Below are 14,955 nucleotides of genomic sequence, written 5' to 3' on the forward strand. Positions count from 1 at the left end.
TTTGCTGGAAATGCTCTATTTTACCGCACAGGTTGCCTCAAAAGCCGCAATGCGTTGATCGTCACAAGAACGGTCGCGCCCGTATCGGCCAGAATGGCGGGCCAGAGGCCGGTGATGCCCAGCACCGTGGTCACCAGAAAGACAGCCTTCAATCCAAGCGCTATGGCAATGTTTTGATGGATATTGCGCATGGTCCGCTTGGAAAGGTCGACCATTTCCTCCACATCGCCAACCCGACCGTGCAGGACGGCGGCGTCCGCCGTTTCCAGCGCCACATCGGTGCCGCCGCCCATGGCGATGCCGACATCGGCGGCGGCAAGCGCTGGCGCGTCGTTGATGCCGTCGCCAATCTTGGCGACGATCAGCCCTTCCTTGCGCAATTCGCCAACAATACGCTGCTTGTCTTGCGGCAGAAGCTCGGCCCGCACCTCGATCCCGAGATCGCGCCCGATGGCTTCCGCCGTGCGGCGATTGTCGCCGGTCAGCATGACGGTGCGAATATTGGCCGCTTTCAATTCCTGCAAACCGGCAATGGCATCGGCGCGCGGTTCGTCGCGCATGGCGATTGCACCGGCGATCCTGCCATTGGCAACCAGCACAGAAACCGTCTTGCCTTCGTCGTTGCAGGCGGCAATGCGGTTGGCCAGCGCATCCGGAATAGCCGCAATATCATCGGCGGCGCGACGGGAACCCAGAAACAGGTCCTTCTCGCCCACCATGCCCGACACGCCCTTGCCGCCATGGGCCTTTCCTCCCGTCACCGGGGCAAGTTTCAGCCCGCGCTGTTCTGCGGCACCGACAATCGCCAGCGCCAGCGGGTGGCTTGAGCCCGCATCCAGCGACGCGGCAAGACGCAGCACTTCATCTTCGGGCAGGTCGCCCGCCAGCACATCGGTCACCTTCGGCTTGCCTTCGGTCAGCGTGCCAGTCTTGTCGAAGCACGCCGCCGTGATCTTGCCGATGGTTTCCAGCACCGCGCCACCCTTCATCAGAAGACCGCGCCGGGCGCCCGACGAGAGCGCGGCTGCAATTGCCGCAGGCGTGGAAATGACCAGCGCGCAGGGGCAACCGATCAGGAGGATCGCAAGTCCCTTGTAGATCCATTCGTTCCAGTCGCCGCCCGCAAGAAGCGGCGGCAGGATGGCGACGAGCGCCGCCACCACAACCACGCCCGGCGTGTAATAGGTCGAAAAACGATTGATGAAACGCTCGGTCGGCGCCTTGGCTTCCTGCGCTTCCTCGACCAGCCGCACGACGCGGGCGATGGTGTTATCCTGCGCGGCAGCCGTGACCCGCACCCGCAGTACGCCGTCGCCATTGATCGTGCCGGCAAAAACCGTGTCGCCTTCAGCCTTGCCGACCGGCGTGCTTTCACCAGTGACGGGCGCTTCATCGACCGCGCTTTCACCCGTGAGGATTTCACCATCGGCAGGCATGCGGTCGCCGGGGCGCACGGAAATCACATCGCCAACCGCCAGGCTGTCAGCCGCAACTTCCGAAGTCGTCCCGTTCTTCTCGAGAAACGCAGTCTTCGGCACCAGCGCGGTGAGCGACTGGATGCTGGCGCGCGCCTTTCCGGCGGCCACCCCTTCCAGAAGCTCGCCGACCAGGAACAGAAACACGACGGCTGCCGCTTCCTCGGTCGCGCCAATGAACATGGCACCTATGGCGGCAATCGTCATCAGCATCTCGATGGAAAATGGCGTACCGTTGATCGCCGCCATATAGGCGCGCCTGGCAATCGGCACGAGACCGATCAGCATCGCCGCCGTGAAAGCCCACAGCTCGATCGCCGGGTAGAGATGCCCGGCTATATAGGCGGCGACCAGCCCGCCGCCGCAGGCCAGCATCATCTGGCCCTTCTTCGAGCGCCACCACGGCAGCGGTTTTGCAGGCGCGCTTGCCTTTGGCGCAGCCCTGCCGCCGCTGGCAGCGGGAGCGGTGTCGGCAAGCGTGGTCCTGTAGCCCAGAGCCGTCACCTTGGCGGCGATTTCATCGCTCCTTGCTGTCCCGTCATGATTGACGTTCATCGCGCCATTGGTCACGGAGACAGACACGTCCGTCACGCCGGGCAGGCGGCGCACGGCGGTATCGATCTTGGCCGCGCAGGATGCGCAATCCATGCCATCGACCCGAAAGCGCAGACTGTCCGGCGTTGCCGCAATCTCGCTGTGGCCGTCCTGATCGTGCTCATGCCCATGATCATGCGCATGATCGTGGCTGCCGCCGCACGCCCCGTGGTCATGATCATGGTCATGGTCATGGTGAGAATGATCGTGCGAATGTTCGCCCTTTGCCGGGGCTTTTTCCGACGCGACCGGCTCCGCACCATATCCGAGGCTGCGAACCTTGGCGGCAATCTTGTCGAGATCGCCCGTTCCATCATGGCTGACGGTCATCGTGCCTCCCGCAACCGAAACGGAGACATCCTTGATCCCGCGCACGCGCCGCACGGCAGTTTCGATCTTGGCTGCGCAGGACGCGCAATCCATACCGTCGATGCGAAAGCGAATCTGGTTCAGTGTTTCACTCATGATCTGCTCTTTTCAGGACTGCTCTTGAATTGTCTTGAGCAAGGTCTACATCCTCTAGTGACTAGAGGAGCAAGCGGAAAATGATCACGAATGTGCCCATCGGCGAAGCATCGAAGGCGAGCGGCGTCAAAGTGCCGACCATCCGTTATTACGAGCAGATCGGCCTGCTGCCTTCTCCGCCGCGCAGTGACGGCAATCGCCGCCTCTATGACCGGAGCGACATCCAGCGGCTTCTCTTCATCCGCCATGCCCGCGATCTGGGGTTTGAGGTGGATGCGATCCGCACGCTTCTCGATCTTCAGGACAATCCCGACCAGTCATGCGCGGCAGCCGACGCCATTGCACGCGCGCGCCTCAGCGATGTGGAGCATCGCATCGCCAAACTGCTTTCGCTCAAGACGGAGTTGCAGCGCATGCTGGAATGCACCGCGCATGGCCGCATCGACCAGTGCCGCGTGATCGAGATTCTCGGAAACCACGAGGAATGCGTGCACCCGAAGCATTAATTGGACTCGAGCGCATCCCGAAAAGGGAAATTAGTCCACTGGACCGATTTCTGATCCTGCTTCGATCAGATGAGATGCGCGATAAAACAAAAGACAGAGCATTTCCAACGATTCATGAAAAACAGGAAATGCTCTGGCTGTCGGTCAATTCACTTTTGAAAAACGGGTCGCCTGAATCTTGAGCGTGCCGATCTGGGTGCCGATCCGGGCCACGACGGGCGCATAGATGCCCGAATTGCCAAGCGATGCGAAGGAAATCGTCATCCGGCTGCGATTGCTCAGGTAATCGATGGCCTTCTTGCCCTTCTGATAACCGGAAATCGGAATGAATTTCGCCGAGCAGATGACCGATTCGCCGGTAAAGCCATCGGTCGTGAACGATTCGGTGCCGTTGAAGGAAAGCCTGATCTCGGCTCGCGTCTGGCCGTCGAAGACGCTCAGCGAACGATCGCAGACTGCCCGGCCATTCTTGGCCGGAATCATGAGGGCGCTCAGCGGATCGCTGACACTCAGCAGATCCTGCGGCGATGTTTCCACCCAGGGGTCGCGCTTTTTCACCGGAGGCTGGTTTTCCGCCGCCACGACATTGCCATTGGCGAAGCGGATCGTGGTGCTCTTGTTCTTGCGGCCATGCTTGTAGGCGAGATCGAAGCTCTTCGGCACGACCTTGCCGCCGACGGCGCTGCCGGTAACGTGCACGGTGCCGTCCGTATCGTCGAACACCCGCGCCAGACCGGAGGTCAGGAAACGGCCATTGAGGTTGTAATTCGCGCCATTGACCGTGGTTTCTATGGCGGACCGCGCAATGGAAAGCCCGAAAATGGAAATATCGTATTCCGTCCGGTAAAGATCATCGGCCCGGGCCGCGCCGCTGGCCATCGTCAGTGCCCCCAAGCTCAGGCCCGCGAAGGCCAGTCCTGCCGCAGCCGCCACACCATACTGCGCCAGCCGGTGCCGGACGGGCTTCAACACATGCGACGGTTCGATCATACTCGGCATTCCTTTCGCCTGCTTTTCCAATGAAGGTTTTCAACCACATTGGACCGCCAGAAAGTTGCGTGGGATTCTTCGATACAGTATCTGTGCAACAGGCAAAACCGGCGAAGTTATGATTGCAAGCTTTCGTGAAGACCGTTCGGAAGCCGGAAAACCGCGTCTTTGCGCGATGGATACGGAATCTCACTTGACTGCAACGGCTGCTGTCACTATAGAAACGCGACTTTCCCAATAGGCCGCCTGTCCGAGATCGCGCGCCAGCAGCATCAAACTGCGTTGATTGCTTGAATTCGGACATTCGGGTCGGGGCCTGAAGAACGTAATTGAAGGTGAGACCAAAATGTCCCGCGCTTGTGAATTGACCGGCAAGTCGGTCCAGTACGGCAACAATGTCAGCCACGCGAACAACAAGACGCGTCGCCGCTTTCTGCCGAACCTCTGCAATGTTACGCTGATGTCCGAAACCCTCGGCCAGAGCTATCGTCTGCGCGTTTCCGCCAACGCCCTGCGTTCGGTCGAACATCGCGGCGGTCTGGATGCGTTCCTCGTCAAGTCCGACGACAAGGAACTGTCGCAGCGCGCTCGCCTGCTGAAGCGTCAGATCGCAAAGAAGCAGGCTGAAGCAGTCGCTGCCTAAGCTTTCGGCCAAATGATTTGACAAAAAAGGCCGGCTCTCGTCGGCCTTTTTTGCTGGTTCCATCACCCAGGATAAAAAAATGTCAATCGAGACACCCACTTTTTCCCGGCTTATGCCAGCGATACTGGCCATGTGCGTGGCGGTTGCCGCGTCGAATATTCTCGTCCAGTATCCGTTCCAGCATTTCGGCCTCGGTGAAGTTCTGACCTACGGTGCCTTCACCTATCCTGTCGCCTTTCTGGTCAATGACCTGACGAATCGCCGCTTCGGCCCTGCCGCCGCGCGCAAGGTGGTCTATGCCGGTTTCGTGCTGGGCGTCGTCATGTCGATCTGGCTGGCAACCCCGCGCATCGCGATTGCCTCGGGCTCGGCCTTTCTTTTCGCACAGCTGATGGACATCACCGTCTTCGACCGCCTGCGCCGCAAGACCTGGTGGAAGGCGCCCTTTGCCGCCGCCATGTTCGGCTCTGTGCTCGATACGGTCCTGTTCTTCTCGATTGCCTTCGCAGCCGGATTTGCGTGGATCGACACGCTCACGGGAATGCCCGATTCGTCGCTTGCCGAACCGGCGTCCTTCCTCGGCCTCGGCGTGCCGCTCTGGGCATCGCTGGCTTTTGGCGACTTCTTTGTGAAGGTCATCATGGGGACGCTTATGCTGATCCCCTATGGGGCAATCCTCGCCGTCTTCGCCCCGTCGCTTTATGCGCCGAGCCGGACAACGGCGGAAGAGGCATGACAAAGGGCGCCTGAAGCATTTCCAGCAAAAGCGTGAAGCGCCTTTGCGTTCGGAAATGCATCACAATGAACTTCAAGCCCCTTTGCTTTACCTTCTGCCAGCCCGGCGCCTGCCCTTGGCCGGAGCCGCGGCCCCCTGCTCCTCGAAAAGCGAGGCAAGCTGTTCGGTCATGGCGCCAGCCAGTTCTTCCGCATCGACGATGGTGACGGCGCGCTGATAATAGCGCGTGACGTCATGGCCGATGCCGATGGCGATCAGTTCCACCGGCGAACGCGTTTCGATTTCCTCGATTACGGCGCGCAGGTGCCTCTCCAGATAGTTGCCGGGATTGACGGAAAGCGTCGAGTCGTCGACCGGCGCGCCATCCGAAATCATCATCAGGATCTTGCGCTGTTCAGGCCGTCCAAGCAGGCGCTGATGCGCCCAGATCAGCGCCTCGCCGTCGATGTTTTCCTTCAGCAGCCCTTCGCGCATCATCAGGCCGAGATTGCGCCGGGCGCGCCGCCAGGGCGCATCGGCGCTCTTGTAGACGATGTGGCGCAGATCGTTGAGGCGACCTGGATTGGCGGGCTTGCCGCGTCCAAGCCACGCTTCGCGCGACTGGCCGCCCTTCCACGCCTTGGTGGTGAAGCCCAGGATTTCCACCTTCACGCCGCAACGCTCCAGCGTGCGGGCGAGAATATCCGCGCAGGTCGCGGCAACCGTGATCGGGCGACCGCGCATGGAGCCGGAATTGTCCAGCACCAGCGTGACGACCGTATCGCGGAAATCCGTATCGCGCTCCTGCTTGTAGGAAAGCGGCTGCGTCGGGTCGATGACGATACGCACCAGACGCGCCGAATCGAGATAGCCCTCTTCCAGATCGAAATCCCACGAGCGGTTCTGCTGCGCCATCAGGCGGCGCTGCAGGCGGTTGGCGAGACGCCCCACCACGCCCTGCAGATTGGCAAGCTGCTTGTCGAGGAAACCGCGCAGACGATCGAGTTCCGCCTCGTCACAAAGATCGGTCGCTTCGACCTCTTCATCGAACTCGCGCGTGAAGACCTTGTAATCGACATGCTCGGCAAAATTGGCGAAAGGCTGGTTCGGACGGCGTGTATCGCCCGGCGTTTCCGCGTCGATATCCTCGCTGTCGTCCATGTCGTCGGCGGAAGCGTCGGCGGCATCCATTTCGCCCTGCTCGCCTTCATCGCTCGAACTGTCGGATTCCTCGCTTTCAGCCGAATCGGAACCTTCCTGGCTCTCGTCGCCGCCTTCCTCGTTCTCGTCGGAATCCGGCGTCTGTTCGTCGTTCTGTTCTTCTTCGTCGCTCGGTTCTTCCTGCGACAGCTCTTCCGCCATGTCCATGGAAGCGAGCATGTCGCGCACCGTGCGCGCAAAGGCCTGCTGGTCTTCGAGATTGTCGCCAAGCCGCGCAATGTCGGCTGCAGCCTTCTGTTCGATCCAGTCGCGCCACAGTTCCAGCACCTGCCCAGCTTCCGCAGGGGCGGCCCGCCCGGTCAGCTTCTCACGCAGCAGAAGCGACACGGCTTCCTCGAGCGGCGCATCTTCCCTCTCGGTGACGGTGGAGAAATTGGCTTTCGAATATTTATCCGCAAGCATGGTGGAAAGATTGTCCGCCATGCCCGCCATGGCGCGCGCGCCGATGGCTTCAACACGCGCCTGCTCCACAGCATCGTAAATGGCGCGCGCCTGCTTTCCTTCTGGAGCAAGGCTCGCATGAATGCGTGGGTTATGGCGCGCCTGGCGCAGCGCCATGGAATCGCCAAGGCCGCGCGTGACGGCAATATCATGCGCGGTCGGACGTTTCGGCAGGTCGGGAAGGCGGGCACGATTGGCGCTCAGGGCCGGGCGGTCGTTGGTAAACGCCACTTCCAGCTCATGCTCGCCGGAAATGGCGCGGACGCAAGCCGTTATCGCACGCTTGAACGGTTCGGAATCCACCGGTCCCGGTTTACGCTCGCGCGAATTATCGCCTATTCCTGACTTCTGGCCCGACATATGCCTATCCTGACTTCGCTTTCAAGCAAGGGCGAAGCTCATCGCCCCCGCACCAGACAGTGCACTGCCGCCGGATGATCGGGCGGCAGGCTTCCTCCGCATCAAGCGAGAACGATGTTGGCCGCCGATTCCGGCAGTTCAACGCCGAAAGCACGCTGATAGAACTCAGCCACGGTCGCGCGTTCCAGCTCGTCGCACTTGTTGAGGAAGGTCAGGCGGAATGCAAAGCCGACATCGTTGAAGATCGCGGCATTTTCGGCCCAGGTGATGACCGTGCGCGGGCTCATGACGGTCGAGAGATCGCCATTGATGAAGGCCTGACGGGTCATGTCGGCCACGCGCACCATCTTGTTCACGATCTCGCGGCCTTCGGCATTCTGGTAATGCTTGGCCTTGGCGAGAACGATGTTCACTTCATTGTCGTGCGGCAGATAGTTCAGCGTCGTCACGATGGACCAGCGGTCCATCTGCGCCTGGTTGATCTGCTGGGTGCCGTGATAAAGGCCGGTCGTGTCGCCGAGACCGACGGTGTTGGCGGTCGCGAACAGGCGGAATGCCGGGTGCGGACGGATGACGCGGCTCTGGTCGAGAAGCGTCAGGCGGCCGGAGGATTCCAGAACGCGCTGGATGACGAACATCACGTCAGGGCGGCCGGCGTCGTATTCGTCGAACACCAGCGCCACATTGTGCTGATAGGCCCAGGGCAGGATGCCGTCCTTGAATTCGGTGACCTGCACGCCTTCCTTGACCACGATGGCGTCCTTGCCGACGAGATCGATACGGCTGACATGGCTGTCGAGGTTGACGCGCACGCAAGGCCAGTTGAGGCGGGCCGCGACCTGCTCGATATGGGTCGACTTGCCGGTGCCGTGATAGCCCGAAACCATCACGCGACGGTTATAGGCAAAGCCTGCGAGGATCGCGAGCGTCGTCTGACGGTCGAAAAGATAATCCGGATCAAGCTCCGGCACATAGGAATCGCCTGCCGCATAGGCCGGCACCGTCATGTCGGAATCGATCCCGAACACTTCGCGCACCGAAACCGTCGTATCCGGCAAATTGGCTATATCCCGCTCAACCTTGTTCATCATGCCTCCAGAGCGGCAGGCAGCGACCGGCCGCGAATTAATACCGGCAAGCTGCCGACCGGCAACTTTCATCCGCGGGCATGTTTTTCCGGCGAGCCGGACGGTATGCCCCTTCCGTAATTCGTTGCGGGCATCCGTGCTTGCATCCACGCCTTGGCGCGGCAGAAGAATGTCCGTCGGAGCCGTCGGCGACCGCTCCATAGTCAGCTTTCAGTCCCAAACAGGCTTTAGCAAAAACCTGCCTGCTTGAGCAATTGATAAGCCTGAATAACATCGCGAAATCTCTCTTCCGATCCGCGATCACCACCATTCGCATCCGGATGGTGCTGCTTTACCAACTCTTTATAGCGCGCCTTGATCTTATCGCCAGTCGAATTTGGTTCAAGACCGAGGGTGGCCAGCGCCTTTATTTCCAGCGTGCGGGGTTTGCGCTGCGCCTTCTGGCCCGGCGCATGTCCCTTCGCTTCCTTGAAAAGATTGAAGGGATCGCGGATGCGGTTGTGATAGGAGGCCGAACCTGACCGCATCTTGGCCACGTCGGGCGAGGTGCGCGCCTTGGCGGTGGAATTCGCCGTCGTCGACCAGGTCGGGCGGTGGCCGGTGATCGCATCCTTCTGGAATTTCGCGATGTCGCCATCGGAAAGACCGGAGAAGTAATTGAAATTCTTGTTATATTCCCGCACATGGTCGATGCAGAAGCGGAAATATTCGCCTTCACGCATCCGCCCCACAGGGCGCGCGATGCGTGCCCGGCTTGTCGCAACCATCCCACTGGCAGCAGGGTGCTGAAGACTTCGCTTCCGCGGTCTTCTTGGGCTTGATGCGGATACTGTCGAAAAATTTTGAGTTCGTTGTCATCGAATCGAATTATGCGGATTATCAGTTGCTGAACAAGAATTGACATTTCGTCCGGTCGGGCTTTTGGCCATTTCAACTGGGCGAAATTTTGAAGCGGAGTGCTTTCCTGTGCGGATTTGCCCCACCTTTGCCGCCGAAGCAGCGTTATATGAGGCACAGCGTCTATATGGGGAGAAGTGGCTCAAATGTCCATTCACAATAGCAAACAAAGCGCGATGGAAGCGAAACTGACCACGGCTTTCGCTCCCCAGCGCCTTGAAGTCATTAACGAAAGCCACCTCCACGCCGGCCATCACCATGAGGATCGCGGTCATCATGAAGTCTATGACGGCACCGGCGAAACGCATTTCCGCATCCGCATCGTTGCCGACGCCTTTGCCGGAATGAGTCGCATCGAGCGCCACCGCGCCATCAACGCGCTGTTGAAGGAAGAACTGGAGAGCGGCGTCCACGCGCTGGCGCTTGAGCCTTCCGCCCCCGGGGAAGCAACGCGGCGCTGAAGATTTTTCGGAACAGGGCATGTCTTCCGAAAGCGGAAATCGTTTCGGGTAAAGCCAGGCGCAAAGCCGGTCGGATGGAGCATCTCCGCGTTTCAATCGAAACGGAAATACTCTGGAGCCGGACCCTTCGGCTGTGCCTAGCAGCCGGGACCGGGAGGGCAACTTATCGCTGAGCCCTATCAGGAAACAGGCTATCCAGAGCCCGCCCCAAAACATGCAAAGCGCCCTTTCGGGCGCTTTTGCTATGCATCCAATGCCATGCGATCAAATCGATCGAACTTCGCGGAGAAAAGCAATTTCAGAATAGCATCCGATGTTGGCACAAATAGAGAAGGCTGTATCTATCTCATTATAAAGCATGTGATATGAAATTTCTCCGCAGTTTTCGTATCAGAACATAAGCTATCTACAATGAACGGTATCGCATGCTTATAGATGAACATGCCTGCCGCAATACAACCCTAGTAATACATAAATCCGGCGCTATTTCAAATGAAATATTCTATGCTTAAATAGAGCACGACCAGCGTTTATTAGTAATATTTGTTATTACTGTCTTCCTGCTGCCATTTCGTCTTCTATCGGCGCGGCACCGCCGCGACGATGGGGGCCGGTTTTCCATCGGCGTCGAGCGGCACGATGCGCAACCGCGTCAGGCGGTTCCTTTCCTTCTTGAGCACAGAAAAGCGTTTCCCGTAAAAGGTGAAGGCCTGCTTCACTTCCGGGATTGTCTGCGTCTCATGAATGACCAGACCGGCGATTGTGGTCGCCTCCTCATCCGGCAGGTGCCAGTCGAGCGCGCGGTTGATATCGCGAATCGGCAGCGAGCCGTCGACGATCACCGAACCGTCAGGCTGCAGACGAACGCCCTGCATGTCGATATCGTGCTCGTCGGCAATATCGCCGACGATTTCCTCCAGGATATCCTCGAGCGTCACCAAGCCCTGCACATCGCCATATTCGTCGACAACGATGGCAATGTGGGCCTTGCGGCGGAGAAAAGCGTCGAGCTGGTCCTGCAATGTCGTTGTGTCGGGCACGAACCACGGCTTGCGCGCGACCTTCATGATGTCGATGCGGGTGAAATCATTGTCGACGTCGTAAAGTGCGCGCAACAGGTCCTTGGTATGGATGATGCCGACGATATTGTCGATATCGTCGCGCCAGAGCGGCATGCGCGTGTGCGGGCTGGCCAGAATATCGCGCACGATCTCTTCCGCCGCGGCATCGGCATTGACGGTGCCCATCGAGGTCCGGTGCACCATCACGTCGCTGACTTCCAGCTCCTTGAGGTCGAGGAGGCCGCCAAGCTGATCGCGGTCTTCCTTGATGAGCGACTTGTCGCGATGCAGCACCTCGACCGCGCCGCGCAATTCCTCCTGCGGGCTCAACATGGACCGGCCCGCGGCAAGATTGACGCCGCAGAGCCTCAGGATCGCGCGCACGATCCAGTTCACTGCGGCAGAAACCGGCCCGAGGATCAGCACCACCAGCGAAACGCTGCGCGCAACGACAAGCGAAAACCGGTCGGGACCGGAGATCGCCCAGGATTTCGGCAGCACTTCAGCGAAGATGACCAGAATGACCGTCATCGCGAGCGTCGCATAGGCGACGCCCGCATCGCCGAACAGGTTGAGGAAAATGCTGGTGGCAATCGAGGAGGCCAGAATATTGGCGAGGTTGTTGCCGATCAGAAGCACGCCGATCAAGCGGTCGCGACGGCTGATGAGCCGCTGGACCAGTCCCGCGCGCTCGTCGCCATTATGCTCGAGCGTGAGCATTCTGGCCCGCGATGCCGCCGTCAGCGCCGTTTCGGAGCCTGAAAAGAATCCGGAAAGAATGACGCAGAGCAGGATAATGCCGCACAGAACCCAGAGCTCGAAAGCCATTCGCCTTGTCCTCTTGCTTCGTATCTAGTGGATTTTCGAATTTGACCTTTGAAACAGCATCGCATTCAGGCGGCATTCAAATGTCGAATTTAGTCCACCAGACGGTCTTTCAAAAATTCCAGCACGGCTGCCGGCGGAACATCCTTGGCAATGAAGGACTGGCCGATACCGCGTGTCAGGATGAAGGTGAGCGCGCCGCGCGCCACTTTCTTGTCCTGCGCAATATAATCCATCAGTTTTTCCGCAGACGGCAAGCCGCCTGGCACATCCGACAGGCGGTATGGCAGGCCGACGGCTTTCAGATGCCTCTCGACGCGCTCCGCATCCTCGATGCCGCACAGATTCATCTTGACGGAGAAGCGATGGGCCAGCGCCATGCCGATGGCGACACCTTCGCCATGCACGAGGCGGGTTGAATCGTAGCCCGTCGCCGTTTCCAGCGCGTGGCCGAAAGTATGGCCGAGATTGAGCAGCGCCCGGTCGCCGGTCTCGCGCTCGTCGCGCGCAACGACAGCCGCCTTGCAGCGGCAGGATTCGGCGATGGCTTGCGTCCGCGCCGCGCCGCCGGAGAAAACCTCCTGCCAGTTCCGTTCCAGCCATTCGAAGAAGTCAGGGCGGTCGATCAGGCCATATTTCGCGACCTCCGCATAACCGGCGCGGAACTCGCGCGGGCTCAGCGTATCGAGGACTTCCGTATCGGCCAGAACCCAGTTGCGGCTGATAGAAGACGCCGACGAGGTTCTTGCCGTGCGCCGTGTTGATCCCCGTCTTGCCGCCGACCGAGGAATCGACCTGCGACAGGAGCGAGGTCGGCATCTGCACGAAATTCATGCCGCGCCGAACGATACCGGCAACGAAACCGGACAGGTCGCCAACCACGCCGCCGCCGAAAGCCACGACCGCATCGCCGCGTTCCAGCCGCGCCGCCAGCACGGCATTGGTGACCGTTTCAAGCGTGCCGAATGACTTGGATTTCTCGCCCGGCGCAACGATCACCGGCGTTACATCGATACCGGCCCTGACGAAGCTTTCGGTGAGGCGCTCCAGATGCGCTCTCGCGACATTCTCGTCCGTCACCACCGCCACGCGCACGCCTTTCAGACGCTTCGCCAGTTCCTCGCCCGCCCGGTCAACCAGTCCCTTGCCGATCAATATGTCGTAGGAACGGTCGCCAAGCGACACGGGAACGGTGGTGACACCGGCGATGGAAGGCGCGTTCATGCATAGTCTCCGATACATATAGCGAGGCAGGCAGCCGTTAAGCCTCTAATCCTTCGAGATGACCGGCCAGAACATCGAGCAGTTCGGCGGCGATCACTTCCTTCTTGTCGTCACGCGTCATGAGCTGGAGATCGGCCAGCGCATAGACCGGATAGCGCTCGTTCATCAGCCGCAGCATGACACCGCGCGGATCGCTGTTCTTCAAAAGCGGGCGGTTCTGGCGGCGCGATACGCGCTCCATAAGAATATCGATTTCCGCATTGAGCCAGATGGAAACGCCTGCACGCGCGATTGCCGCGCGCGTTTCGGCGTTCATATAGGCTCCGCCGCCGGTTGCCAGAACCATCGGCCCGTCTTCGAGCAGGCGCATGATGACGCGGCGTTCCAGATCGCGGAACTCCACCTCGCCATAGGCTTCGAACAGTTCGGGGACGGTCATGCGCGAAACCGCTTCGATCTCCGTATCGGCATCGCGAAACGGCAGGCCGAGAAGGCTCGCCGCCTTGCGCCCGACGGTGGATTTGCCCGCGCCCATCAGCCCCACAAGCACCACGACTTTCGAACCGAGCAGATCGCGGATCAGTTCCGCTTTCTCATGTAGATTGTTTTGTTTTGCCGTGCTGCTCATTGTCCTCGTCCATTTGTTCCGGTTCCACATGAAAAACGGTTCGACGTCAATCGCTTTGATTGGTTTTGGAGGCGCGCGGGGCCGCAAGCACGGCTTTTTTGCAAGATGGTGCGCGCGGGTTCCCTTCGTCGCCGTCCTTGCTTTCGTCCAAATGCCGCAGCATAAGTGATGCATGCCAACGCTGACGCGCCTTGTCCTTTTTCTCGCTCTGGTCGCCGCCATCGTCTATGGCGCGATGTACGCGCTTGCCAATTTCGTGGAGCCCGACACGCGCGAGATCACCGTCGAAATACCGGCCTCGAAGCTGAAGCCGGTGACGATTGCACCTCCCGTGGCCGCGCCCGATCCGGCGGAAACTGCCGACACGGCCCCCGAACCGCCCCAGGCACCGCAGGAGTGAGGATGCGCGCATCGCTGGCGATCGAAAACTTTCTGGAAATGATGAGCGCCGAACGGGGTGCTGCCCGCAATACGCTTGAATCCTACCGGCGCGACCTTGAAGCGGTGGCGGAAGCCATGGCGGCGCGCGGCGTCAATCTTGCCGAGGCCGGCGCGGACCATGTCCGCAGCGCCATCGATGCCATGGCCGCGGAAGGTTTTGCCGCGACCTCGCAGGCAAGGCGCCTGTCAGCGCTGCGCCAATTCTTCCGCTTTCTCTATTCGGAAGGCTACCGGCAAGACGATCCGACCGGCACCGTCGATGCGCCGAAAAAGCAAAAGCCGCTGCCGAAGATCATGAGCGTCGAAAACGTGACGCGGCTTCTCGACCGGGCAGTGCTTGAAGCCGATGAGCCCGGCGGACCGGCTGATCTCACTTCCGACCGGCTCCGGGCCTTGCGCCTTCATGCGCTTCTTGAAACGCTTTATGCGACGGGGCTTCGGGTTTCGGAACTCGTGGGCCTGCCCGTCACCGTCGCCCGCACCGATCACCGTTTTCTGCTGGTGCGCGGCAAGGGTTCCAAGGAACGCATGGTTCCGCTTTCGCCCAAGGCGCGTGAAGCCTTGCAGCGCTTTCTCGCCTTGCGGGATTCCCTGCCCGGCAGCGATGACAATCCCTGGCTGTTCCCGGCATTCTCCGAAAGCGGCCATCTGGCGCGCCAGGTTTTTGCCCGCGAGTTGAAGGGCCTTGCCGCGCGCGCGGGATTGTCGGCCTCTGCCGTCTCGCCGCACGTGCTTCGCCACGCCTTTGCCAGCCACCTGCTGCAGAACGGCGCTGACCTGCGCACCGTGCAGCAATTGCTCGGCCATGCCGACATTTCAACGACGCAAATCTATACGCATGTGCTTGAGGAAAGACTGCATAAGCTTGTCAGCGAGCATCATCCGCTTGCCGATTAGCCGCTCTACGGTTATGAGAAAAC

12 protein-coding genes and 2 pseudogenes are annotated in these 14,955 nt (G+C 60.2%); 6 read left to right on the forward strand and 8 right to left on the reverse strand.

Going from position 1 to position 14,955, the window contains the following annotated elements; genetic code table 11:
- Positions 1-20: 20 nt before the first annotated feature.
- Positions 21-2,534: a heavy metal translocating P-type ATPase gene (locus OINT_RS11580; RefSeq protein ID WP_006468002.1), complete on the reverse strand. Its 2,514-nt coding sequence runs from the start codon at positions 2,532-2,534 to the stop codon at positions 21-23.
- Between the two features lie 83 nt (positions 2,535-2,617).
- On the opposite strand from OINT_RS11580, the gene OINT_RS11585 reads away from it, so the two are divergent.
- A complete protein-coding gene (locus OINT_RS11585; protein ID WP_025089912.1) occupies positions 2,618-3,040 on the forward strand; it encodes a MerR family transcriptional regulator in 423 nt (140 codons plus the stop codon).
- Positions 3,041-3,184: 144 nt separating this feature from the next.
- Here OINT_RS11585 and OINT_RS11590 read toward each other — a convergent pair whose 3' ends face one another.
- Positions 3,185-4,030: a DUF3108 domain-containing protein gene (locus tag OINT_RS11590; protein WP_006468004.1), complete on the reverse strand. Its 846-nt coding sequence runs from the start codon at positions 4,028-4,030 to the stop codon at positions 3,185-3,187.
- A gap of 346 nt (positions 4,031-4,376) precedes the next feature.
- Here OINT_RS11590 and rpmB point away from each other — a divergent pair, with 346 nt between their 5' ends.
- Positions 4,377-4,673, forward strand: coding sequence for a 50S ribosomal protein L28 (rpmB, locus tag OINT_RS11595; RefSeq protein WP_006470974.1), 297 nt, complete (start codon positions 4,377-4,379; stop codon positions 4,671-4,673).
- Positions 4,674-4,752: 79 nt separating this feature from the next.
- Positions 4,753-5,409, forward strand: coding sequence for a queuosine precursor transporter (locus OINT_RS11600; protein WP_006468006.1), 657 nt, complete (start codon positions 4,753-4,755; stop codon positions 5,407-5,409).
- 87 nt (positions 5,410-5,496) lie between these two features.
- Here the strand turns inward: OINT_RS11600 and cobT are convergent, their stop codons facing one another.
- From cobT to OINT_RS11615, 3 genes and pseudogenes are all read right to left on the reverse strand, one after another.
- Positions 5,497-7,410, reverse strand: a complete 1,914-nt coding sequence (gene cobT, locus OINT_RS11605; RefSeq protein WP_006468007.1) for a cobaltochelatase subunit CobT — start codon at positions 7,408-7,410, stop codon at positions 5,497-5,499.
- 101 nt (positions 7,411-7,511) lie between these two features.
- Positions 7,512-8,498, reverse strand: coding sequence for a cobaltochelatase subunit CobS (gene cobS / locus OINT_RS11610; protein WP_006470975.1), 987 nt, complete (start codon positions 8,496-8,498; stop codon positions 7,512-7,514).
- A gap of 227 nt (positions 8,499-8,725) precedes the next feature.
- Positions 8,726-9,356 (reverse strand): annotated as a pseudogene (locus OINT_RS11615) (J domain-containing protein).
- A 185-nt stretch (positions 9,357-9,541) separates the two neighbouring features.
- Here OINT_RS11615 and OINT_RS11620 point away from each other — a divergent pair.
- Positions 9,542-9,856, forward strand: coding sequence for a BolA family protein (locus OINT_RS11620; protein ID WP_006470977.1), 315 nt, complete (start codon positions 9,542-9,544; stop codon positions 9,854-9,856).
- 578 nt (positions 9,857-10,434) lie between these two features.
- Here OINT_RS11620 and OINT_RS11625 read toward each other — a convergent pair.
- From OINT_RS11625 to OINT_RS11635, 3 genes and pseudogenes are all read right to left on the reverse strand, one after another.
- Positions 10,435-11,745: an HlyC/CorC family transporter gene (locus tag OINT_RS11625; protein ID WP_006468010.1), complete on the reverse strand. Its 1,311-nt coding sequence runs from the start codon at positions 11,743-11,745 to the stop codon at positions 10,435-10,437.
- Positions 11,746-11,834: 89 nt separating this feature from the next.
- Positions 11,835-12,966: pseudogene (gene aroB / locus OINT_RS11630) on the reverse strand (3-dehydroquinate synthase).
- A 37-nt stretch (positions 12,967-13,003) separates the two neighbouring features.
- Positions 13,004-13,594 (reverse strand): shikimate kinase, encoded by a 591-nt coding sequence (locus tag OINT_RS11635; protein WP_006470979.1) that lies wholly within the window; start codon positions 13,592-13,594, stop codon positions 13,004-13,006.
- Between the two features lie 172 nt (positions 13,595-13,766).
- Between OINT_RS11635 and OINT_RS11640 the strand changes: the two genes are divergently transcribed.
- Together OINT_RS11640 and xerD are read left to right on the forward strand one after the other, a co-directional pair.
- Positions 13,767-13,994, forward strand: a complete 228-nt coding sequence (locus OINT_RS11640) for a hypothetical protein (RefSeq protein ID WP_006468013.1) — start codon at positions 13,767-13,769, stop codon at positions 13,992-13,994.
- Between the two features lie 2 nt (positions 13,995-13,996).
- Positions 13,997-14,932 (forward strand): site-specific tyrosine recombinase XerD, encoded by a 936-nt coding sequence (gene xerD / locus OINT_RS11645; RefSeq protein ID WP_006470980.1) that lies wholly within the window; start codon positions 13,997-13,999, stop codon positions 14,930-14,932.
- Positions 14,933-14,955: the final 23 nt, after the last annotated feature.

It is taken from the genome of Brucella intermedia LMG 3301, from assembly GCF_000182645.1.
Taxonomy (GTDB): Bacteria; Pseudomonadota; Alphaproteobacteria; order Rhizobiales; family Rhizobiaceae; genus Brucella; species Brucella intermedia.

Bases quoted from the DNA above. Each gene is read 5' to 3' on its own strand.
- OINT_RS11635 (WP_006470979.1), bottom strand. From the start codon at position 13,594: ATGAGCAGCACGGCAAAACAAAACAATCTACATGAGAAAGCGGAACTG.
- rpmB (WP_006470974.1), top strand. From the start codon at position 4,377: ATGTCCCGCGCTTGTGAATTGACCGGCAAGTCGGTCCAGTACGGCAAC.
- cobT (WP_006468007.1), bottom strand. From the start codon at position 7,410: ATGTCGGGCCAGAAGTCAGGAATAGGCGATAATTCGCGCGAGCGTAAA.
- OINT_RS11580 (WP_006468002.1), bottom strand. From the start codon at position 2,534: ATGAGTGAAACACTGAACCAGATTCGCTTTCGCATCGACGGTATGGAT.
- cobS (WP_006470975.1), bottom strand. From the start codon at position 8,498: ATGAACAAGGTTGAGCGGGATATAGCCAATTTGCCGGATACGACGGTT.
- OINT_RS11600 (WP_006468006.1), top strand. From the start codon at position 4,753: ATGTCAATCGAGACACCCACTTTTTCCCGGCTTATGCCAGCGATACTG.
- OINT_RS11625 (WP_006468010.1), bottom strand. From the start codon at position 11,745: ATGGCTTTCGAGCTCTGGGTTCTGTGCGGCATTATCCTGCTCTGCGTC.
- OINT_RS11590 (WP_006468004.1), bottom strand. From the start codon at position 4,030: ATGATCGAACCGTCGCATGTGTTGAAGCCCGTCCGGCACCGGCTGGCG.
- xerD (WP_006470980.1), top strand. From the start codon at position 13,997: ATGCGCGCATCGCTGGCGATCGAAAACTTTCTGGAAATGATGAGCGCC.
- OINT_RS11620 (WP_006470977.1), top strand. From the start codon at position 9,542: ATGTCCATTCACAATAGCAAACAAAGCGCGATGGAAGCGAAACTGACC.
- OINT_RS11640 (WP_006468013.1), top strand. From the start codon at position 13,767: ATGCCAACGCTGACGCGCCTTGTCCTTTTTCTCGCTCTGGTCGCCGCC.